The organism is Endozoicomonas arenosclerae (assembly GCF_001562015.1).
Classification (GTDB): domain Bacteria; phylum Pseudomonadota; class Gammaproteobacteria; order Pseudomonadales; family Endozoicomonadaceae; genus Endozoicomonas_A; species Endozoicomonas_A arenosclerae.
The window spans coordinates 1-21,408 of sequence record NZ_LASA01000089.1; the positions used below are offsets into that span (position 1 = coordinate 1).

Below are 21,408 nucleotides of genomic sequence, written 5' to 3' on the forward strand. Positions count from 1 at the left end.
GGATACCCCGGTGAGCAGGAGGGCTTAGTTCTCCAGTGACTACCAGAACCGAGCAGAATTCCCCGGCCATGCCAAAACCCTGCAGCAGTCTCATCAATACCAGCAGCAAAGGAGCCAGAATACCTGCGGTCTGAACATCAGGCAGACAGCCAATCCCAAACGTACCCAATCCCGTAGTAAAGCTGCATAGCAACAGGGCTGTTCGCCGATTGGTTCTATCACCAATCCAACCAATAATCAGGGCGCTGACAGGCCTGATCAACATACTGGTGGCAAAAACTGCGAAAGTCTGTATCAGGGAAACCAGCCGGTTATCAGCGGGGAAAAAGAGCGTGGAAAGCACCGGGGTCATCAAACCGTAAACAATATAATCAAAGTACTCGATCACATTGCCGGACAGCATGCCTGTCAACTGAGTTGGGGTCAGAGACCTTGATACTCGCGCTTTCATTCTGTTCAGCTCTTTCCTGTTAGAGAGAACAGAGTAGTCAATAGCTACCCATTCGCGGCTTGAAATCTACTGACAGATAAAATCCCCTCTATCCGGTGAACTTTCCTAAAGCCCAAGACTCAAAATCTGCGATCCCTCCAAAGGCTGACCCTGACATGGATTAATTGTGCCTCAGGGGTTGTCATCTGGGCATTTCGAGGGTTTAATTCGCGCACTCAAAACAAGCTTGCCCTATTGAACTTCCTATCGAAATTCAAAGGGCTATAAACGATCCCAATACTGAGGAACATATGGTTCTCAAGGCCTGAACCGTGTGCTGATTCGGCGGTAATTATCCGCTGATATAACCACACGGTGACTACAGATTTAGGAGCACTACATTGACAAAAGCTATGCTGTTTTACTGCGACCTCCCGGGTTGCAGCCTGTCAGATTATCCCTCCAGGTGCCCGGATTCTGTATGCCTGTTCCTCAATCGGCTCAAGGGTCGTACCTCTGGCCAGAGTGAATCCCCTTTATAAAAGGTTTCCATTCGCTGCTGGTTCTCATTTCCAGACTCTCTCTATCCTGTCCTGGCAACTGGCTGGTGGACCTTCCCGTTATTGAAGGTCAGTTTTAGAAGGAAAAGCATCATGCTGAAAGACAACACATACCTTGAGACCCTCTATGATGGCTACGGCCAGAGCTTTTCCGTAGACGAGATGCTGTTCGAGCAGAAAACCGAACATCAGCATCTGGTCATTTTCAACAACAAAATGTTTGGCCGCATGATGGCACTGGACGGTGTCATCCAGACCACTGAAAAAGATGAGTTCATCTATCACGAGATGATGACTCATGTACCGATTCTGACTCACGGCAATGCCAAGCGTGTTCTGATCATTGGTGGTGGTGACGGTGGCATCCTGCGTGAGGTGCTGAAGCACAAGAATGTTGAACACGTCACCATGGTGGAAATTGATGGTGCCGTCGTCGATATGTGCAAAAAATGGCTGCCCAACCACTCTGCCGGTGCTTATGAAGACCCTCGCGCTAACCTCGTAATCGACGATGGCATCAACTTTGTCAGCGACAGCGAGAAGACTCCGGATGGCAGCTTTGACGTCATTATTTCTGACTGCACAGACCCCATTGGTCCCGGTGAAGTCCTGTTCTCATCGGACTTCTACGCAGGCTGCAAACGTCTGCTGAAAGATGGCGGTATCTTCGTAGCCCAAAATGGCGTCTGCTTCATGCAGCTGGATGAAGTTGAGACCACCACACGCCGTCTTGGTCACTATATGGAAGACTGCTACTTCTACAGTGCAGCCGTTCCTACCTATGTTGGCGGCATCATGACCTTTGCCTGGGGGTCAGATAACCCACAAGCACGTAATGTTTCGCTGGAAACGGTGACTGATCGTTTTGAAGCTTGTGGTATTGAAACCCGTTATTACACACCCGCTATCCACAAGGCAGCCTTTGCTCTGCCCAGATACGTAGAAAAGGCGATACAGAAGGTCAATGACTAATCCTTTATCCGGTGAACCGTTGATTGAAAGTGGCTGGAGCGTTGAAGAATCACGTTCCACCTACAATGCCCGCTACTGGAGCCAGGGCTATTTCGATATCAACGACAATGGCGAAGTAGTTTACTTGCCCAAGGGCAGGCCTGCTGTCAGCCTGAACAATATTGCCGCCCAACTGGTTCGCAAGGGTGCCTCTCTGCCTGTTCTGGTTCGATTCCCGGAAATTCTTCACGACCGGGTTAATACTCTGTGTGATGCCTTTAACCAGGCCATTGGTGAGTACGGTTACCGCAATGATTATCTGGCGGTATACCCCATCAAGGTTAATCAGCAAAGAGCCGTGGTTGAAGAGATCCTTGAGAGTCAGGCGGCCAGACAGGATCGTCAGCTGGGACTGGAAGCAGGCAGTAAGCCAGAACTGCTGGCTGTATTGGCTATGGCCAACAGAGCCAGTTCCGTCATTGTCTGCAACGGCTACAAGGACAGGGAATACATTCGTCTGGCCCTGATCGGTGAAAAACTAGGACATCAGGTTTATATTGTTCTGGAAAAAATCACCGAACTGGAAATGATCCTGAAGGAAGCCGATGAACTGGGCGTCAAACCCAGATTAGGCCTAAGAGTCAGACTCGCTTCCCAGGGTAAAGGCAAATGGCAGGCCAGTGGTGGTGAAAAATCCAAGTTTGGTCTGTCCGCCAGCCAGGTTCTGAATGTCATCAACCGGCTCAAAGACAGTGGCAATATGGACTGTCTGCAGCTGCTGCATTTCCATCTGGGTTCCCAGATGTCGAATATTCGCGATATCCGCAAGGGCATCAGCGAGTGTGCGCGTGTTTATGCTGAGCTTTATCGACTGGGTGCACCTATTCACTGCCTGGACGTGGGCGGTGGTCTGGCTGTTGATTACGAAGGTACTCGCAGCCAAAGCACCTGCTCCATGAATTACAGTCTTCAGGAATATGCGAACAATATCGTTTATACCCTGGGCGACCTGTGCGCTGAACAGGAAATTCCTGTTCCAAGAATTATTTCCGAGTCCGGTAGAAATCTGACGGCTCACCATGCGGTACTGATCACTGATGTAGTCGGTGTTGAGAGTTATGAGCCAGAAGAGCCAGAAGCTCCCAGTAAAGACGCACCACAACTTCAGCACAACATGTGGCGTTCCTGGCAGGACCTGGTGAAAGGCGTTGAACAGAGAGCCCTGGTTGAACTGTTCCACGACACACAAAGCGACCTTTCTGAAGTGCACACCCAGTTCGGGATGGGACTGCTGGATCTGGAACAAAGAGCCTGGGCAGAAAGCATAAACCTGCGCATCTGCTATGAGCTGTCCAAGAGGTTGTCTCACAAGAATCGGTCTCACAGACCGCTGATTGATGAGCTAAGTGAAAAGCTGGCGGACAAGTTCTATGTGAATTTCTCTCTGTTCCAGTCGTTGCCTGATGCCTGGGGTATTGATCAGGTGTTCCCGGTGCTGCCTCTCTCTGGATTGAATCGTCCACCCGAGAAGCGTGCTGTCATGCTGGATATTACCTGTGACTCCGATGGCACTATTGATCAATATGTTGATGGGCAAGGTATAGAAACCACACTGCCGGTGCCTGAATGGCATCCGGACAAGCCCTACATGATTGGTATTTTCCTGGTGGGTGCATATCAGGAAATTCTTGGTGATATGCACAACCTGTTTGGCGACACCGACACTGTATCCGTCCGTGTTACCGACCTGGGACTGCTTGAAATATTTGATTTCCAGTCCGGTGATACCGTTGAAGATGTTTTGAGGTACGTGAATCTGAAACCGGAAAGCTTTCTGCACACCTACCAAAAGCTGGTGGAGGAGTATCTGCCAGAATCCAGCCGCGCAACTGTGCTGGAAGAACTGGAAGCAGGCCTGAAGGGCTACACCTACCTTGAACACCTGGGAGGAAATGAGCTGTGATGTTCTTCGAAGGCTCTGAGAAAAAAGTGGAAGTCATTACAGCGGCTGAAGCGGGTTCCCTGCGTGGGCTGGGTAAAGACTTCTGGTCAGGGGTTGTGGCCAAGGCTCAGGCTGAAATCCTGACCACACTCAGCAATGATTATTGCGACGCTTACCTGCTATCCGAGTCCAGCCTGTTTGTCTGGGAAGATCGTTTTCTGATGCTGACCTGCGGTACAACCACCCTGGCCGATGCATTCCTGTATTTCCTCGATCACGTGGCCGATGAGCATATTCTGTTTGCCAGCTTCCAGCGCAAGAACGAATATCAGTCACATCTGCAGAAAACGTCTTTTGAAGAAGATATCAACCGCATCCAGTCCGAGCTCAAGGGCACGGCATTCCGCCTCGGCAGTCTGGATAGCCACCACAACTATATCTTCCATCTGGATCGTCCTTATACGCCCGAGGTGGATGATCAGACCAGCGAACTGTTGATGTATCATATCAAGGGCGAAGGGGCTCAATATCTGCGCAGTGAAGGTCAAACCATTGAAGGTATACGCAAGTTGCTGAGGCTGGACGAGATACTACCCGGCTTTGAGTTGAGTGACTGGCTGTTTGAGCCTTTTGGTTATTCTCTGAATGCCATCAAGGGTGACCGTTACGCCACCTTCCATATCACACCTCAGGAAGAGAGCTCTTATGTGAGTTTTGAAACCAACCTGAATATGGAAGACACCGCCATTCTGGAAAAACTGCTGGAAGCTCTGCGTCCGGGCAGTTGGGACCTGATTGGCTTTAATGCACCCGCACCGCTGCGGGAAAATGGCGAATTCAGTTGTCTGACAGAGTGCCTTCTGCCTCTCAAGTGTGGTTATGATATGAGTTTCAATCATTACCAGCACAAAGAGCAGCGCCCGGTACAAGCCGTGGAACTGACAGGATAAGATCATGACTACGCTGACAAAAAGGGAAGACCATTCCCTCTACGCCAATGCCTTTGGCTTTCTGCGACAGCCTCTGGATTTTGATCCTGCACAGTCCAGTGCTGACGTCATCATTACCGGCATCCCTTTTGACCTGGCTACAACAGGTCGCAGTGGCAGTCGCTTTGGCCCTGAAGCCATTCGAAAAGCTTCTGTGAATCTGGCCTGGGAGGGCAAACGCTGGCCCTGGTTTTTCAATCTGAAAGATCACCTCTCTGTGGCTGACTGTGGCGACCTGGTGTTTGAATGCGGCAACGCTCAGGATATGAGCGATACCCTGTTCAAACACGCTGACCAGCTACTGGCTGCAGGCAAAAAGATGCTGACTTTTGGCGGAGACCACTTCGTAACCCTGCCATTGCTTAGAGCCCATGCAAAACATCATGGTCCTCTGGCACTGGTGCACTTTGATGCTCATACCGACGACTATGATCTGGGCGGCAAGTTCGACCACGGAACCATGTTTCATCATGCTCAGGTTGAAGGGTTAATTGACGCCTCCGCTTCAACCCAGATTGGCATTCGTACCACTTACGACCACAAGAACACGCCTTTTAATGTTCTTGATGCCAGCTACGTGAACAGTGGCCGGGTGGAAGAGATTGTCAGGAAAATACACGATACAGTGGGTAATCGCCGTGTTTATCTGACCTTTGATATCGACTGCCTGGACCCAGCCTATGCACCGGGTACAGGAACGCCTGTTTGTGGCGGACTGACCTCGGACAGAGCTCTGCACTTGCTGAGAGGCTTAAAGGGTCTGGATATTGTCGGAATGGACGTCGTTGAAGTCGCACCGGCTTATGATCATGCCGATATCACCGCTCTGGCTGGCGCCACTATTGCTCTTGAGATGCTTTACCTTCAGGCATCAAAATTAAAAGCTATCTGACAATATGTTCATCGAGGGCTGAAGTGTCAATATTGATGCTCAGCCTTTTAATTCTTTCGGAGTGAGGAAACTTTCTCAATATGTAGTTATAGACTCATTATGGCATTAATGGGCCAGGCTCTGTTCAAACTAAATGTTGTTTTGCCCAGCGTATAGAAATTTGATCTAAAAAGCTTTCTTCTGAGAATGTCAGAGTCTTTTCCCGAGTCTTAAGATATCGCTTCCAGCCTAGGTATCGAGAAAGGTATTTCGTTGCCACTCCCTTGAAAAAACCATTGATCCAGCGTTTCAGTTCACTGTGATAAGCATTCACCGTCTGGATATGAAAAATGCCTTCCTTGACGTACTGACCCGCATTGGTCACCAGTGTTTTTACGGTGACATTCAGCTTCTCTGCCAGACTATCGTGTGACATGTGACCATCAAGACACATCGTACTGCCTGCCTGGACTCTGCCGCTTAGATGTGAAGTCAGTTCCTCAGTGCAGACGTGCTTAAGAACAGCGTCGACAACATGGTGGTTCCGGTCACAGGCCACCATCACAGGAATTTTCTTAACGGGAGCTGCTGACCCATCTTGAACTCCGGCCAGTTTTTTTCTGGCACTCATGCCGCCACGCTTGCGGGCAGGAACCTCAAGCTTTCGCTGCCCCTTGTGTGATTCGCGGAAAAAGGTTTCATCTTCTTCCAGAATGCCTGAGAGCTGTCCGTAGGCATCGGACTCAACCACCGCCATCAAACGGTGCCGTAAATGAAAAGATGTGTTCAATGAAACACCGCACTTGGCTGCTGCGGGACGCAGCGTAGTGCTTCCATCCATACACTCAAGATACTGATCCAGTTTATCTCTGACGCGCAGGTGAGCCAGAGGGGACTTGGTCAGGGCATTGAAGGTACGTTGACACTGCTTGCAGCGATAGCGTTGGTGCCCGGCATGGACTCCCCAACGCTTGACTGACTCAGAGTGACAATGGGGGCAAACGGGATTCTGGTCAAAGTAATACTTGAGTCTTTCCAGCAGACGGGATTGACCTGACACCTCCTGCTTATCATAAGAATCGAGTGGCGGCGAAAGCGTTTTATGAAGGATGGTAATCTGCTCAGGAGACATTACGGGTATAGACTGCAGAACGTCTTGAAACTGTTCGGATTGCATGGCCGGAACTCCACATCGCACGACAAATTTCATGCTTTTGCAGTATAGATCATATTAACAACATTTAGTTTGAACTGAGCCAGACTCAGGCTTTGTATAAATTTAAATTTTGTGCCTTGTAGAGGCTTATTATGAAAAGGTAATCAGGTATTTGTCCCAGATGTTCTTTAAAAAAGTTTTTTCTGCATCTGACATTAAATCAGAGTCAAGCCAATCAAAATACATTTCTTTCAATGTTTCTAATGTGCAAGGATAAGACTCTCTAAGAAAATCATGATCACCAGAGATAATATAAAATCTATTAAGTTGATCCTTGAAATATATAAATTCAAAATCAATCGAAGTCAAACATAGATACTGATTGCTATATTTTACATTCAATTCAAGTATTTTTTCTTTTGAAGTCTCAAAAACAGAGCACGTTGTCCTCCCTTCAAATTCAAAAGCTATACTAATTATTTTTCTTTTTATATTCTTTTGAATAGCACTTGAAACCCACTCTGCCTCCATTGGATTAATAAAATCTGCAATAGGTAAACACTCCCAACCATTTCGTTTTAGCTTCATTGGTAATATCATGTAATCTTTATCTAACCAATCAGCCATAAATTTTTTTGAGAGTTCAAATAACTCTTGATCATCAATCATATCTAACCTCAATTCCTCGACCATTCTCAGGATTTCTAATTTCTAATGTTGGACGCCCATCAGAGCTACCAGGTCTCACAGTAACACTATGCCCACTTTCAAGTGTCCCCGTCTTACCATTACCGTATTGTGTTCTAATTTCTTTAACATCTGATGGTCTGAAAGACTCGAAATCACTATTAGCCTTTTTAAAACCTCCATGACTTATTCTCAACTCTGTCCTACCTTTTGTCACCCTCCCTACTTTGGTAGAACTTAAAAAATCTTTGATTATCTTTGGCAATCCAGAACTTAAAGTTTTCAGCTTCCCCCCTGGCCCGGCCATGGCCAGATAAACTTCTCCTACCGTGTGGGCAAAGTCATCCAGTGGTGCTTGGGGAAAACCCAGTTTCGGGCAGTCTTCAGTACGACAATGACCTTGTAGTAACGGCTGGATACTCTCTAGCTCTGCCTGCAAACCCTCTATTCGATCCCTCAGGTTGCTTTTTGCCTGAAGGTGCTCTTCATACTCTTCAACCAGCTCTGCTTTTTCTGTTTTTAGTTCAGATTTTTGTTGTGAAATAAGACTTAACTGCCTCTGGCAGTCATTCAGTAATGCTTGTGAGGCACTTTTTGCCTCACGACACTGTGCATTCTGTTGTGAGGCGGATGATTCCAATCCCAAACATCTGACTTTCCATGCGTTTAAAGCATTACGACGCTGGTCACAAATCCTGCTCCAATAGCCTGCCTCTGACTGCCAGATATTGTATTCATCCTTCCATTTTCCGTGCTCAGATAACCATAAACCCTCTGTGACTGCCCATTGCCAACAGCCGTGATTTGGAACGTCAAAAGGGTAACAAATTCGGTTTTGTCCATTGGGGCAGGGATAATTCCATCCAATACAACGCCGCCACCACTCCAGCAGCGTATTCTTTCTCTCAGCTTTTACTCTATTTCTATAGCTTACTATCCGGTTTCTTTCTGCAGTCAGATCATTCCGCTTATTGCATTCAATGATACCTGTAGCATGGTTACGATCATACTCATCGTTACAAGCATTAATCAGTTGATTATTGACCCTTAAAATTTCCTGACAGCGATTATTTTGCTCGTCATGAAGTCTGAATCTTTCTTCGCACAGATCCAGAGCTGCCTTTTCATGCTCTTCGAGCTCCGCATATTGCATCCGCAAGTCATCATGCCGATCTTCTATGGTTTTTAGTCGAGTAAGCAACCTGTCAACTTCTTCCTGAATTGTGGGCATTTCACCTGCTGATGCAAAAAGCTTCATTCCCAAAAAACTACGGCCAGACCCGATATCTTGAGCCTTTTCCAGAGGAGCAAACTTTTGTTTCAGTAATGCACGGTATAGTTTTAAAAGCCGTGTTTGCTCGGGTTCAATCTGTGATTCTGACAGATACCGATCAACCTCGGACCAACCCAAAAAGGGTTGCCGTATCTTCAACAGAGCAGTCAGAAAATGCTTTAGTGGCTCAGAAGGAGGCTCTTCTAATGAAAGTATCCCTTCAGTTAAAATATCCTTTTGCACCAACAGTTTTTCATAAAACCATGGATAAGCCGATTCTTCAGGAAGGTCTTCTATTCTCTTCTCAAGGTATTCCTGAAGCGTTTCCTTCAACCAGCGTTCTTCCTGATCAAGGATTTTCAGATAGACCTGAATACTTTCAGGAACTGGCATCCCCAAACTGCTTAATCGGGAAAATAAAACTTTGCTGCTGACCAGCCGAGAGGAAGGCAATATCAACAAATACAATGCAGCTACACTGTCGAAAACTCCTGGATGATCCGGATAGGTTTCAATCAACCTTTCAAGATCAGAGAGCAAAGACACTTCCTTCTGTGTTTTACTACCAAGTGCTTGTAAATCACTAACCCAAGGAGCACTGTCCTCCGTGGAAAAATCCAATAGGCTGCCTTGGAGTCCTTCAAGTTTGTAATGTTGAGATTCATCAGCAAAAACAGCCTGACCTGAGCAAGCCAAAAATAAGGTCAGACAACTTGAGAGAATAAAGTAATACGCAGGTACTTTAAGCTGTTCCACTGATTCCCTTTCAAGAGCATTGATAATAAGAATCTTGAAAAGTAGATCAGCCTGAACAAACTGCAAATCTAATGGAGACTTCCGAGTAACTTACCCTTCAGGGCATGGTATTGCTGGGTTTGTATTTTTGAAAACATCGTACCTGCAAGCGTCTGGTTGGGACGTAAGTTACTCGTAGATGTTAATCCGCCATGGCGGCTTGTGGCTCTTCTGTGTAAACCAGTTGTTATAGACTGGCTATAACGCCTGATAAGGCGGGGGAGTGTCACAAACAGTCAAAACTAAACAAACTGCTCATTGGCAGCTTGTCTGGCAGGAAGCTGCCCCATAACTCTGATGACTTCCAGCTTGTCTGAACACGAGAGCAGTGCAGGGTGTGAGCCCGGTTCTCCTTCCGGAATCGGCTGGCCAATCTTGCGGTAAAATTCTACCCAGTAGGGAAAAATTTCCCCGGTTTCCAGATCTCGAAATCCCATGGGGGTTTCCGGAAATACTGGCTTCCCTTGGTTGGCTGAGCGGAAAGCTTCCAGGACCAGAGCGCTGCAATACCAGGCTCGATTACTTATATCAGAATGAGCATGACTGTCTGGTGAAAAATGACTGTTGTAGGGGATGTGCAATTGCTCATCGGCAAAAGCCAGAGCTTTATCAACCAGAGGCTGCCAGGCTGATTTCAGTCGAGCTACCAGAATACAGGGACGACCCAGACCATCACAAACCGACTTATCAATAAACTGGGTCAGTGTCGCTTTCTGAACCCGTGGCATTACGGCCTCAACCAACTCCCCATCTCCGCTGAACAGAGCCACATGATTCAACGCCATACCACTGTATCCAGCAAAGATCCGGCTGATGATCCACTCCAGCTCACCGCCCTTGCGGAGCTGAAACAGGAGATCACCTTTTTGCAGGTCAAGGTCAGGTAGTGAGTTTTGCTGCTGTATCATAGTGTTGAATCTACTTTCCGGAACCGGAGAGTAATCCCATAGAAATTCATGATTATTGAATAAACACCAGAAAAAATAGCAGACATTTCACCTTGGCACTGGAGAGTTACCCCTGAAAACCGTAGATCCTCAAAGAGAATGAATGGTTTTCAGGTTTAAGGCGTCTCAACTGCCGGAGAGTTCACTTCTCAGGGCATTCAAAACCGGAGTTGTTTCAGGACGAACACCTCTCCAGATGGCAAATTGCTCAGCTGCCTGCTCTACCAGCATACCCAGTCCATCAATCACTTTTCCAGTACCATGGTCTAGAGCCCACTGGTTGAACACTGTGTGAGTGGCAGAATACATCATGTCATAGCAGCAGGTTTCTGGAGCGATCACCGAAGCGGGTACTGGCGGTAAATCACCATGAAGACTGGCGGAAGTGCCATTAATAATGATATCGAAATGACCTTCCACCTCTGAAAAGCCAGAAGCTTTAACCGACTTATCAGGGAACAGGCCGACCAGGGTTTCTGCTTTGCTGACAGTCCGGTTGGCAATAACCAGCTCGGATGGCTTCTGGGCAAGAATCGGCTCAAGAACACCTCGTACGGCTCCACCAGCACCCAGAATGAGTACTCGTGCTCCTTTGATAGCAACACCGTTGTTAACCGTCAGATCCTGAACCAGACCGAGTCCATCAGTATTGTCACCATTGAGAACACCTTGCTCATCCACCCAGAGAGTATTCACTGCACCTGCTTTTTCCGCCCGTGCTGTTCGATTTACAGAGAGCTGCCAGGCCTCCTCCTTAAAAGGAACCGTCACACTCAAACCAAGGTAGCCGCCATTATCAAAAAAGCGTTTTACCGCTTCTTCGAAGTCATTGACCGGCACCAGTTGAGTGTTATAACTCAGCCTGTGTCCTACGGATTCAGCAAACATGGCGTGAATTCTGGGCGACTTGCTGTGTTCAATGGGATTACCCATCACAGCATAATGATCAACAGGTATAGCCATTCTTTTTTTCCTGGAGAATACAGCCAAACGAATAGTCTCAGCACTTTAGAGGATGTAGTAAGAAAATGGGAGTGGAAAACGTCAAAGAACTCTCTTCTAAACCACACTCTGTATGGAACGGTGCCGAGTGTGGTTTAGAATGGGCGCAAACACCTGTGGTTTTCTGGCTTGAGCAGTATTCAAACAAATCTCTCAATAATAGAAGTCAAGGAGCTCCAGACAGGTCATGGCTGAATCTCAAACCTTGTAAGCCTGTATCTTCACAGACTTGCTTAAACTGCTCATTACAAAACACGCCCATATAGTTATCGAACTCAACTCTGAATAGTGGAAAGCCTTGCAACTTCTGCTCATTAAAAGCAATCCAGTCTATCTCACCCCATTCATTTTTTTTGCAGAGATTCAGATCCAGAGCGTCATCAGCCAAGGTCAATACATTGAAGATATAACCGTGTTCCTTGTTGTATGTGACAGGTAAAAACTCACCGCAAGAGTCAATTAGAGGCAGCAGAGCAGCATGACCTTTCTGGTTGATGAACAGTCGACCATAACGTTGTGAAATATCAGGTAGGTCAGATACTTTCCCAGCAGATGAACTGTAAAACTCTATTTCCATGGTTTGCCAACACTCCAGGTAAGAGATGGGGCTTTCATCCATATGGAATAAAGTATCGTCACCCAAGGCTCGGCGAGACTCTTTACTGTCGATGTTGAACCAGAGAAAGTTTTTAACATCGGGTCGAAGGGAATAAATCATACCGGTAGACCAACACCTTTTTTGTTCATAACGTAACTGGGTTGAGAACCCGCTTGAATTCGAGTTTCAACCATCTTTAATACTGACCTGAGTTGTTCATCAGTTCGTGTGGCTCTTAAATTAATGATGCTGTTGAGCCAGTGATAGTAGTTAAATCGATGAATTCTGCTATGAGGAATTGCATGTCTTAGCCTTCGTGGCATTAGAGACAGAGCCGCAGTGTTTTCAGGTAGCCAGCAACCATTATCGGGGTCATCAATTCTTATCTTTACCCAGGCCAGTACAGCTCTTAATCGAGCTGCATCCTTGTGAGATCCCGAAATAATGGCATGAGCATGGCAGTTTTTGTGGGGCTTGGGGTCACCTGATATTGTCAGATATTCAGCAAGTCTTTTCGACTGGTGCTCTTCATCCTCCAATTGATCGATAGTCATATTTTTGGTCGCTGAACGGTAGCGATCAAGTTGACTTTCAACTTGGGCAAGATTGCCCACAGCCTCAAGATCTGCAACTTTCGGATTCTTAATGGAAGCGAACTTGTTAATCGCTTGCTCAACCCTGTCTTTTTTGTAATAGGGCTTCTGATTCTCAACTTCGGGCACAACGAATTCCTTTCCTGTTTACCGCGTCATGGCAGAGTCTAACAGAGCTAAATCGAGTTATACCAGAAGCAATTGCTAACATGACCCTAGAGAAAAAATCAGAGCTTTATGTCTGCGTAAAGACAGAACTAAAACCTAAACGTTCATTTCATACTGGATGAGACTGTCACTTGAACAAACAAGATAAAATGCTAATCTGTATATTCTCTAGATATACGGATTAATCTTATGGCTATGAAAATAAAGAACGTCCGTTTTGATCAGAATGATCTGGATCGGCTCGACAAGCTTGCAGCCATTCATCAAAAAGACGTTTCAACACTTATTAGAGAAGTTGTTACAGACTATATCGATGCAGAAGAGTGGCAACTCCAACAAGTCGAAGAGACGGTTGATGCAGTTGAGTCGGGCGCAATGGAAACGATTTCTCTGGAGCAGTTTTTAAGAGAGGAACGTTAGTCTATGAAGGTCAGGCTGTCAGTTGCTGCCAGAGACGACTACCGAAAAATTGCCACTTATCTTGATGAGCACTGCCCGGCTGTCACCGATCGGATTCTCGATACCTTGAAGTTTAATTTAGACCGCTTGCAAGATCATCCGATGGCGGGCAATAAAGTAGGCCGCTATCGAAAAATACAGGTGGTAGGTACGCCTTACGTGATGTACTACCTCCTGACAACCAGTGAATTACTGGTTGTCAGAATCTTTCACGAAAAGCAAAAGAGGTGAGGCTCAAGCTGCAGTAGCTAGCCTACACCCACTCTCTGGGTTTAAGAAATTCATTGTACAGACGGGCTTCTTCTGTCCCGTCTTCCGGATGCCAGTTGTAATCCCAGCGAACAATGGGAGGCAGTGACATCAGGATGGATTCTGTGCGACCACCGGACTGCAAACCAAATAATGTGCCACGGTCGTACACCAGATTGAATTCAACGTAACGCCCCCGGCGGTATTCCTGGAAACGACGTTGCTGTTCTGTGTATTCGCTGTCCTTGCGCTTGCGCACAATCGGCAGATAAGCATCGATGTAACTGTTGCCCACCGCCTGCATAAACTCAAAGCAGCGCTCAAACGGCCACTCGTTCAGATCATCGTAGAACAGACCACCCACACCGCGTGGTTCATTGCGATGCTTCAGGAAGAAGTAATCGTCACACCATTTTTTGTAGCGTGGGTAAACCTCTTCACCAAAGGGTTCACAGGCAGACTTGGCTACCTGATGCCAGTGAGTGCAGTCTTCTTCAAAGCCATAATAAGGCGTCAGATCGTAACCGCCGCCAAACCACCAGACAGGGTCCGCGCCTTCTTTTTCAGCGATAAGCAAACGGACGTTGGCATGGGATGTAGGTACCAGAGGGTTTCTGGGATGAATAACCAGAGAAACGCCCATGGCCTGAAAGCTTCGGCCTTCCAGCTCTGGTCTTTTCGCCGTGGCAGACGGGGGCAGTCTGTCGCCTTTAACGTAGGAAAAGTTAACCCCGCCTTTTTCAAAGAGAGCACCGTCTTCAATCACCCGGGCGCGACCACCGCCGCCGCCGTGGTACTCCCATGATTCTTCACGGAAAGAAGTGCTGCCATCTTCTTTCTCCAGGGCCTGGCAGATAGCATCCTGTAATGACAACAGATATTGCCTGACTCGCTCTACCTGTTCATGGCTGTCTACCGGTTCGCTGCTTTTTGCAGTATGGGCGTCGGTCACCATAATATTCCCTGGGCTGGCTGGATAAATAAGAGGCCAAGTGTAAATGACTCAGAACCAGTATCAACCGGCTCTGATCACTTGCCCTGTTTGGAGATCACGAATTTCAGAAGGTTCAGACTGAGGACCGGTTTCACCGGTAACAATCAGGTTCACCTGATCACCCATGTGTTCCTGAACCTGTTGTTCGCTCATCAGAGGAGGTTCTCCTGCACGATTGGCAGAAGTTGATACCAGTGGATGCCCTGCCTGCTCACAAAGCATTTTAACCACTGGATGGGCACTGACCCTGACGGCTACCGTATCGAACTTTCCACGAATCCAGTCCGGTGTCCATTGCTCAGGATCAGGCAGCAACCAGGTGTAAGGACCTGGCCAGCTGGCTGAAAGGGTTTCACGCTGTGCTTCACTAAGTTGCGATAACAGAGGCTGAATCTGCTCCTGGGAAGAGGCGATTAGTATCAAACCTTTCTCAACAGGGCGGTGCTTGATGTCCAGCACACGATAAACCGCTTCCCGGTTCCAGGGGTCACATCCGAGCCCCCAGACCGCTTCTGTAGGGTAAGCAATAACGCCACCCTGCTCGATAACAGCCTGAAAATTAGACATTGAGTTTCATCAACTTAGCCAGCGAACAGCGGATTTTAGCAGGGCTAAACACCCACTGCTAGCTGGTGCAGCTCATCTCAACTCCGGTCTGCGAACTCATGCAAAGCAGGGAAGGCGCCTTTATCCAGCACTTTCGCCAGTTCACACAGTTTGCTCTGCAAACCTTGTTGGTCATCACTGCAAACGTTGATATGGCCCATTTTCCGGCCAGGCCTTTTCTCTTTGCCGTACCAGTGAATGTGACAACCTTCCATAGCCATTACCGCTTCTGGAATGGTGTCTTCCCCCAGGATATTAATCATGGTGGTTTCACGGATGAGGCGAGTGCTGCCAAGTGGCAAATGACAGATCGCACGCAGATGGTTCTCGAACTGGCAGGTTTCAGAACCCTGCTGGGTCCAGTGCCCTGAGTTGTGAACTCTTGGTGCAATTTCATTCACCAGCAAAGTGCCATCGACGTCAAAGAATTCCAATGCCAGAACACCCACGTACTCGAGACTGTCAGCTACTGCTGTAAACATCTGCTTTGCCTGTTCCTGCAGACCTTTATCATCAATAGCAGTAGAAAGACTCAAAACGCCGTTGGTATGGACATTCTCTGCCAGAGGGTAAACAGCAACGGAGCCATCTTTACCCCGTGCCCCCACCAGCGAAACTTCACGACCAAAAGGTACAAACTCTTCAGCGACAATGGCCTGATTATCAGAAGCAGCTATGCACTCAGCCATTTCTGACCAGATAGCATCAGCCTGCCCAACATCCTTCAATCGCCACTGTCCCTTACCGTCATAGCCTCCCAGAGCACTCTTCAGCACCATGGGCACACCTACGTGTTCAATAGCCTGCTTGAAGTCGTCCTGATTCTGGATCACAAAGTACTTGGCATTTTTCACGCCAGCACCGTCCAGCAGCTTTTTCTCGATACGGCGATCGCCACCCGCCTTGATAGCTTCTGTAGAAGGGAGGAATTTACCGCTCTTTTCACAGATCGCCAGAATATCGAGAGGGATGTGCTCAAACTCTGCGGTGATGACATCGGCCTGCCTGATAGCCGATTCAAGGTCATCACCTCCTGACATTTGAGTTAAGGGGTGAACCACTGACTCACTGCCTACATCATAAGCAGTGATTTTAATGTTCAGCGGTGCGCCAGCCAGCGACATCATACGAGCCAGCTGACCTGCCCCCAGCACTAAAACATGCATCAAATTAATCCTCAGCCGGATTGGGATTTGCCAGAACAGTATCGGTTTGTTCTTTGCGGAAAGCTTCTACTTTAGCCATGACCGCCTCATTGTGCGTCCCGAGGATCTGGGCCGCCAGGATACCCGCATTTGCAGCACCCGCTTCGCCAATAGCCAGAGTCCCTACGGCGATGCCTTTGGGCATCTGGGCAATGGAGAGCAGAGAATCCATGCCTTTCAGAGCTTTGGACTGAACCGGTACACCCAGAACAGGCAGGCTGGTAAACGCTGCAGCCATACCCGGCAAGTGAGCAGCACCTCCAGCACCTGCAATAATGACCTTGATGCCCCGATCTTTCGCGCCAGAGGCATAGTCAGCCAACAGCTGTGGGGTGCGATGGGCAGAAACCACTTTGGTTTCGTAACTGACACCAAACCGGTCCAGCATTTCTGCTGCCAGTTTCATTGTTGGCCAGTCTGACTTCGACCCCATGATAATGCCGACTTCCATCTCAAACTCCTGTAAGCCGTGTGATTCTTGGTAGATGATTCGGGTAGATTATAAGAAGAGTTGTACCAATGAGCGAATAAGCATTAAAAAATCCTTTAATAATCTTTGAACCCGCCGGTAAATGCTCATTTTTTGTTCAGAAAAACGCCTTATCCTGTCCTGATATAACCTCCGGGGACCGATTCAATGAATCCTTCCAGCTCCATTTCGGTGAGTATCACCGAGGCTTCATCAAAGGAAAGACCCGACACCTGACAGATCAGATCAACACTTACTGCTTCTCCATTCATGCTTTCCAGGATGACTCTCTGGACGCCGGATAAATCCGTACTGATGGCCTCAGGCTCTGAAGACTGTTCCAAAAGAGGTCTGAGATAGCTTTGCAGCTCAACCAGAATGTCTTCTGCTGACTCCACCAGAACCGCGCCTTCCCGAATCAATTTATGGCACCCTCGGCTGAGAGGATTCGCAACAGCACCGGGTACGGCAAAAACTTCACGCCCCTGTTCGGCAGCCAGCCTTGCTGAAATCAGTGAACCACTGTTGAGAGCCGCCTCTACCACCAGCACACCTAATGAGAGGCCACTGATAATGCGGTTTCTTCTTGGGAAGTGTCCGGGATTCGGTGCTGTACCGAGTGGAAACTCGCTAACAACCGCTCCCTGCATGGCTATAGCCTGATAAAGATCGCCATGACTGCGGGGATAAACGACATCAACTCCTGTCCCCAGCACGGCAATGGTGCTGCCATAACTGCCTATAACCCCCTGGTGGGCTGCAGCGTCAACGCCAAGAGCCATACCACTGGTGATCACCAACCCTTTTCTGGATAGCTCCATCGCCAGTTCCTGTGCCAGCCTTCGAGCCAGAGGAGTAGGTCGTCTACTGCCAACGACTGCTAGCTGGGGTTCTTTCAACAGGTCAACATTGCCAATGACATAAAGCAGGGGAGGAGGGTCAGTCAACTCTTTGAGAGCAGGAGGATATTGAGGTGACTGCAGGGTAATGATGTGGTGCGCCTTGCTGGATTCCAGCCAGTGCTGGCAATACTGCAGGCGATCAATAATGTCAGGGGTTTCCGGATTACCGGAAATCTTTGCTGCCAGCTTTTCCGGCAGGCCCATTCTCAGCTCTTGATAGGAAGCCGATAATATAGCGTCTGCAGTACCAAATTCCCGGATCAGGGCATTGAACCGAACCGCGCCCAACCCGGGCTGAAACGAAAGCAGCAGCCATTTTCGTAGCTGCTGCCAATTTGAGTCATGTTGCTGCTGAGTCATTGCACCTCAAGGGCTTTTCAGGGTGTCTCCCACACCTATTTCTTCATAGGCAGTCAGCACAATACCATAGCTCACTTTTTCGAAAGGACGATAAATCATGATCATGCCGGCCTTTTCAGGAGGAAGCTTGACCATCTCACCACTGACCTGATCCTTCACCATCAGATTCTTGTAGGCATTGAGAATGTCACCCTGACGCAGACCTTCGCGGATACCGCGATTAATAATCACACTGTTGAACTGACCGACTTTCTTCACGCCTTCAACCACAGAGACAATTTTGCCTTCAACCGGAGCATCGGGTGCTCTTGGAAAAAAGGTAGTTTGCAGACTGAAAGAGTCAGCGGGTAACACTTTATCGCCCGGTCTCACTTCCTGCTGGCTGCTTTTGATGTTCAGGCTGGCGATGCCGTTATCCACTTTCTGCAAAGAGGCACCGGCGACTTCATGGCCAATAATGCCGAGCACTTCACCACTGTCAGGATCCGTCAGAACTTCTCCAGAACGCACGATGTCCAGATTTTTGTCCAGAGAGCCAATGCGTCCACGGGCATAAACCTTGTCACCGGCACCGGTAATAATTCTTTCCTGACGGGATGCGAATACATAAGGCGCACCACTCAACTCCTGCTTGGAGGCAAATACCCGACTGCTCTTGAGAAAGGCATCAATAGAGCTGAGAGGAATCGCTGGAATAGCCGCTTCAGCAGGTAGAGTTCTCACCTTCGGGCTGAGCTTGATGGTTCTGCCGCTTTCGCCACGACGGACAATCGTCAATCTTGGACGGCCATCAATGTAGACCAGACTCACCAGGTCGCCCGGAAAAATAAGGTGAGGGTTATGAATCTGGGGGTTGGCGTGCCAGATTTCAGGCCACAGCCAGGGGCTTTTCAGGAAACGGTTGGAAATTTCCCAGAGCGTGTCCCCTTTTTTTACCAGGTAATCCTGGGGAGAATCTGATTTGATCGGACTCTCGTAAGCCATCCCTACTGACGACAGGCAGAGCAGAAGAACGCCCAGTACTATGCTTCTCATTGGTTCCCGATCCCTTGCACTTGTTGTTGGTTTTATTCCAGCAGTTTACCAACTGGCCCTGTCTTCGGGCAATCCAACTCTTCAACATGAAGAGAATACACCCGCAGAATTGTGACTTAACCTCTATTTTGCTCAGCTGCTGGCTGACGAATAGCCAAAGCAGTGGCAAGACTGATTAATTATTGTTCTCGACCAGCCGCCTGCTTTCTAAAACCGTCTCAGGATTTGCCAGGCCGTCTATGCTTGCGAGTTCTATGAATAAAAAGATCGTTTCAGAATGAGATTCTTCAGTTTGTTTCTCAGTCTTTTACTCTTGGGTGGACCCGTTCTCTGCCAGCCGGTGATTTATAAATCCCATGGTTTATCACGATTTAATGACCTGAAGTACCCAGCTGACTTTTCTCATTTTGAATATGTTAACCCCGAAGCTCCCAAGCGGGGTGAAGTCAGCCTTTTTGCCCATGGTACCTTTGATTCCCTTAACCCTTATGCACCACAAGGTAATACGCTTTCAGGTCTGCCTTCTTACGCTTACATGCGCTATGGCTTCACCGAGCTGAACGAGCCTCTTATGGTAGGTTCGGGTCAATATGCACCTTCCGGTGATGAGCCAAGAGCAGCCTATGGGCTGATTGCAGAAAGTGTTGAGTACCCTGAAAACAACCAGTGGATTATTTTCCATCTCAGACCCGAAGCCCGATTTCACGACAACCATGAAATCACTTCAGAAGATGTTGTTTTTTCCTTTGAAACACTGAGAGAGAAGGGCAGCCCGAAATATAAAATGCAGCTGGATTCTATTGCTTCAGCTGAAGCCCTGGGCAAGAGAAAAGTGCGTTTCAACTTCAAACAGCCTGGGTCTCGCCAACAGTTATTCCATGCTGCTGAACTCCCCGTATTACCTGCTCACTTCTGGAAGAATAAGGCCATCGATAAATCCACTCTAATGCCTCCTTTGAACAGCGGTCCCTACCGGGTCAGCCATGTAGAGCAAGGGAAACTCATTGTTTTCTCAAGGGTAAAGGATTACTGGGGCAAGGATCTTCCCGTCAACAAAGGGAAATATAATTTTGATACCGTCACTTTGTATTTTTACCGGGATCTTCAGGTCGCTCTGGAAGCGTTCAAATCAGGTACCCACGATCTTCATCTGGAAGTCATCGCCAAAAACTGGCAGTACGCCTATGACTTCCCGGCGGTAAATGATGGACGCATTAAAAAGCGGAAGATTCCACACCAAATGGCTTATGGCAGTAACTTTTTCTTTTTCAACACCCGTCGTCCACAATTCAAGGATGTCAGGGTTCGCCAGGCCATCACCCAGCTGTTTGATTTTGAATGGACTAATCGGGTGATCTTCCATAATGCCTATCACCGCTCCTATTCCTACTTTCCGAATACACCTTTGGGCTCCAGGGGCATACCCACACTCTCTGAGCAAAAAGTGCTGGCAAATTATCAGTACACAATACCGAATCAGATCATGCATCAGGCCTTTTCGCTTCCCGAAACGTCTGGCGAAGGAGAGATAAGGACCCAAAGAAGAAAGGCTCTTGCCTTGCTGAATGAAGCAGGCTGGTCCCTGAAAAATAATCAGCTGATTAACAACACTACTCAACAACCTTTTGTTTTTGAGTTTATCGATGACTCCCACAGCTCAGAACGCTACCTCTTACCCCTGAAGAAAAATCTGGAATCTGTGGGCATCACCATGAAATTTACCGTTCTCGATGCCAGCCAGTATTACGGCAGAGTAAGAGCCCGCGACTTCGACATGATTGAGCAGGTATTACCTCAAAGCCTCTCACCGGGTATGGAACTGATGGATTACTTCCATTCATCCAAAGCCAGTGACAACAGCTCCCGAAACCTTGCCGGTATTGATCACCCCGTCATTGACCAACTTCTTCAGAAGCTGACTGAAGTGGACTCACAGCAAGAACTTCAGGCCTTAACTCGCTCTCTCGACCGGGTACTGCTGTGGCATTTTTATGGCATCCCTAAATGGCATTCGACCTTCATGAGAGTCGCTCACTGGGACAAGTTTGCCTGGCCTGAAAAACGACCGGATTACACCACCAGTTTCAGTACCTGGTGGCAAAAAGACTGATCACTCAATTTTGACCTGACTGGCCGATACCAGCCTTAGAACCCAGACCCTGGCAGA

General features: G+C 48.0%; 21 protein-coding genes. 7 read left to right on the forward strand and 14 right to left on the reverse strand.

Translation table 11 applies throughout. The features are described 5' to 3' along the window. Positions 1-451: MFS transporter (locus WG89_RS13875; RefSeq protein WP_153301598.1), on the reverse strand; the 451-nt coding region annotated here is incomplete at its 3' end. A 632-nt stretch (positions 452-1,083) separates the two neighbouring features. Here WG89_RS13875 and speE point away from each other — a divergent pair. The 4 genes from speE to speB are packed head-to-tail and all read left to right on the forward strand — an operon-like array spanning position 1,084 to position 5,764. Next, positions 1,084-1,962: a polyamine aminopropyltransferase gene (speE, locus tag WG89_RS13880; protein ID WP_062267087.1), complete on the forward strand. Its 879-nt coding sequence runs from the start codon at positions 1,084-1,086 to the stop codon at positions 1,960-1,962. Further along, on the forward strand, positions 1,955-3,904 hold the full coding sequence (gene speA / locus WG89_RS13885) for a biosynthetic arginine decarboxylase (RefSeq protein ID WP_062267089.1): 1,950 nt from the start codon (positions 1,955-1,957) through the stop codon (positions 3,902-3,904). Before speE ends, speA begins: the two co-directional genes overlap by 8 nt. Next, positions 3,904-4,833 (forward strand): adenosylmethionine decarboxylase, encoded by a 930-nt coding sequence (locus WG89_RS13890; RefSeq protein ID WP_062267091.1) that lies wholly within the window; start codon positions 3,904-3,906, stop codon positions 4,831-4,833. Before speA ends, WG89_RS13890 begins: the two co-directional genes overlap by 1 nt. 4 nt (positions 4,834-4,837) lie before the next feature. Then, complete coding sequence (gene speB, locus WG89_RS13895) at positions 4,838-5,764, forward strand: agmatinase (protein ID WP_062267093.1); 927 nt, start codon at positions 4,838-4,840, stop codon at positions 5,762-5,764. A gap of 124 nt (positions 5,765-5,888) precedes the next feature. Here the strand turns inward: speB and WG89_RS13900 are convergent, their stop codons facing one another. From WG89_RS13900 to WG89_RS13930, 7 genes are all read right to left on the reverse strand, one after another. After that, positions 5,889-6,920: an IS1595 family transposase gene (locus tag WG89_RS13900; RefSeq protein ID WP_062267096.1), complete on the reverse strand. Its 1,032-nt coding sequence runs from the start codon at positions 6,918-6,920 to the stop codon at positions 5,889-5,891. A gap of 129 nt (positions 6,921-7,049) precedes the next feature. After that, on the reverse strand, positions 7,050-7,568 hold the full coding sequence (locus tag WG89_RS13905) for a hypothetical protein (RefSeq protein WP_062267098.1): 519 nt from the start codon (positions 7,566-7,568) through the stop codon (positions 7,050-7,052). Beyond that, positions 7,561-9,681 carry a hypothetical protein gene (locus tag WG89_RS13910; protein ID WP_062267100.1) on the reverse strand — a complete coding sequence of 707 codons (2,121 nt, stop codon included), beginning with the start codon at positions 9,679-9,681 and terminating at the stop codon, positions 7,561-7,563. Before WG89_RS13910 ends, WG89_RS13905 begins: the two co-directional genes overlap by 8 nt. A 215-nt stretch (positions 9,682-9,896) precedes the next feature. Next, positions 9,897-10,562 carry a YiiX/YebB-like N1pC/P60 family cysteine hydrolase gene (locus WG89_RS13915; RefSeq protein ID WP_062267102.1) on the reverse strand — a complete coding sequence of 222 codons (666 nt, stop codon included), beginning with the start codon at positions 10,560-10,562 and terminating at the stop codon, positions 9,897-9,899. A 165-nt stretch (positions 10,563-10,727) separates the two neighbouring features. Further along, positions 10,728-11,564, reverse strand: coding sequence for a shikimate dehydrogenase (gene aroE, locus WG89_RS13920; protein WP_062267104.1), 837 nt, complete (start codon positions 11,562-11,564; stop codon positions 10,728-10,730). Between the two features lie 205 nt (positions 11,565-11,769). Continuing rightward, positions 11,770-12,321 carry a hypothetical protein gene (locus WG89_RS13925; protein ID WP_062267107.1) on the reverse strand — a complete coding sequence of 184 codons (552 nt, stop codon included), beginning with the start codon at positions 12,319-12,321 and terminating at the stop codon, positions 11,770-11,772. Then, entirely contained in the window at positions 12,318-12,923 is a 606-nt protein-coding gene (locus WG89_RS13930; protein WP_062267108.1) for an AHH domain-containing protein, read from the reverse strand. The genes WG89_RS13925 and WG89_RS13930 overlap by 4 nt, the downstream gene beginning before the upstream one ends. 228 nt (positions 12,924-13,151) lie before the next feature. Between WG89_RS13930 and WG89_RS13935 the strand changes: the two genes are divergently transcribed. Both WG89_RS13935 and WG89_RS13940 read left to right on the forward strand, forming a co-directional pair. Then, a complete protein-coding gene (locus tag WG89_RS13935; protein ID WP_062267110.1) occupies positions 13,152-13,382 on the forward strand; it encodes a CopG family ribbon-helix-helix protein in 231 nt (76 codons plus the stop codon). A 3-nt stretch (positions 13,383-13,385) separates the two neighbouring features. Next, positions 13,386-13,652 carry a type II toxin-antitoxin system RelE/ParE family toxin gene (locus tag WG89_RS13940; RefSeq protein WP_062267112.1) on the forward strand — a complete coding sequence of 89 codons (267 nt, stop codon included), beginning with the start codon at positions 13,386-13,388 and terminating at the stop codon, positions 13,650-13,652. A 22-nt stretch (positions 13,653-13,674) separates the two neighbouring features. On the opposite strand, the gene hemF is transcribed toward WG89_RS13940, so the two are convergent. The 6 genes from hemF to WG89_RS13970 all read right to left on the reverse strand — a co-directional run bounded on the left by hemF (position 13,675) and on the right by WG89_RS13970 (position 19,241). Beyond that, positions 13,675-14,625 (reverse strand): oxygen-dependent coproporphyrinogen oxidase, encoded by a 951-nt coding sequence (gene hemF / locus WG89_RS13945; RefSeq protein WP_062267114.1) that lies wholly within the window; start codon positions 14,623-14,625, stop codon positions 13,675-13,677. 60 nt (positions 14,626-14,685) lie between these two features. Continuing rightward, positions 14,686-15,231, reverse strand: coding sequence for an L-threonylcarbamoyladenylate synthase type 1 TsaC (gene tsaC, locus WG89_RS13950; protein WP_062267116.1), 546 nt, complete (start codon positions 15,229-15,231; stop codon positions 14,686-14,688). 77 nt (positions 15,232-15,308) lie between these two features. Further along, positions 15,309-16,436 (reverse strand): 5-(carboxyamino)imidazole ribonucleotide synthase, encoded by a 1,128-nt coding sequence (locus WG89_RS13955; RefSeq protein WP_062267118.1) that lies wholly within the window; start codon positions 16,434-16,436, stop codon positions 15,309-15,311. Positions 16,437-16,440: 4 nt separating this feature from the next. Then, a complete protein-coding gene (purE, locus tag WG89_RS13960; protein ID WP_062267120.1) occupies positions 16,441-16,926 on the reverse strand; it encodes a 5-(carboxyamino)imidazole ribonucleotide mutase in 486 nt (161 codons plus the stop codon). A gap of 149 nt (positions 16,927-17,075) precedes the next feature. Beyond that, positions 17,076-18,206 carry a DNA-processing protein DprA gene (gene dprA, locus WG89_RS13965; RefSeq protein ID WP_062267122.1) on the reverse strand — a complete coding sequence of 377 codons (1,131 nt, stop codon included), beginning with the start codon at positions 18,204-18,206 and terminating at the stop codon, positions 17,076-17,078. A gap of 6 nt (positions 18,207-18,212) precedes the next feature. After that, a complete protein-coding gene (locus WG89_RS13970) occupies positions 18,213-19,241 on the reverse strand; it encodes a LysM peptidoglycan-binding domain-containing protein (RefSeq protein WP_062267124.1) in 1,029 nt (342 codons plus the stop codon). A 277-nt stretch (positions 19,242-19,518) separates the two neighbouring features. Here WG89_RS13970 and WG89_RS13975 point away from each other — a divergent pair, with 277 nt between their 5' ends. Further along, on the forward strand, positions 19,519-21,351 hold the full coding sequence (locus WG89_RS13975; protein WP_062267126.1) for an extracellular solute-binding protein: 1,833 nt from the start codon (positions 19,519-19,521) through the stop codon (positions 21,349-21,351). The last annotated feature ends 57 nt before the right edge of the window (positions 21,352-21,408 follow it).